The following is a 706-nucleotide window of genomic DNA, read 5'->3' as shown; positions in this document are numbered from 1 at the left end:
ATTTGCTCTTACTCTTTACTTTATTCTCACAATATGTCAAAGAACCTTGTGTAAACTTTGATAGATAAATCCATCGCATTTACATCGTTCCCAAGTCCAAACTCTCATTCGAGTAGGGGAGGGTGGTGTAGTCCGTAGTCTATAGTCCGAAGTCTATAGGATACTTACTCTTTCAATCTGTTAATCAAACGCGTTTGTCTGATTGTGTACTCTGGTGGAGAATAACGGATTCGAACCGTTGACCCCCTGCGTGCAAGGCAGGTGCTCTAGCCAGCTGAGCTAATCCCCCAGGTTAATGGGTTCTCTTTGTTAATCTCTTTGTTGTTAAACTCGTTTGTCTAACACTTACTCTTTACTCTTTACTCTCTAATCTCTACTCTCACCTCTTACTTCTTCACTCTTACTTCTTCACTCTCACTTCTTCACTCTTACTTCTCATCCCACATGCCTTTCATTTCTTGTGGGCCTGCGTGGACTCGAACCACGGACCTCTACATTATCAGTGTAGCGCTCTAACCACCTGAGCTACAAGCCCGCTTTGTACTCTTGCAATCCTTAAAACTTTTAAAAGATTTGCTTTCATTCAAGCAACCTTTCCTTTAAGCGTGTGATAGAAATAAAAACGATTGACATATGCTTTAAACATATATCAAAAATAAATAGCGTCTCCAGAAAGGAGGTGTTCCAGCCACACCTTCCGGTACGG

At 41.5% G+C, this 706-nt stretch carries 2 tRNA genes; both read right to left on the bottom strand.

The annotated features are described in order from the left end of the window. Positions 1 to 212: 212 nt before the first annotated feature. Positions 213 to 289: transfer RNA gene (locus tag U0R10_RS11350), tRNA-Ala, on the bottom strand. A 172-nt stretch (positions 290 to 461) separates the two neighbouring features. Further along, a tRNA-Ile gene (locus U0R10_RS11345) sits at positions 462 to 535 on the bottom strand. Between the last annotated feature and the right edge of the window lie 171 nt (positions 536 to 706).

The sequence above is a fragment of the Aquirufa avitistagni genome, assembly GCF_042715545.1.
GTDB classification, from domain to species: domain Bacteria; phylum Bacteroidota; class Bacteroidia; order Cytophagales; family Spirosomataceae; genus Aquirufa; species Aquirufa avitistagni.
This window is presented reverse-complemented; position numbering and strand designations above follow the sequence as displayed.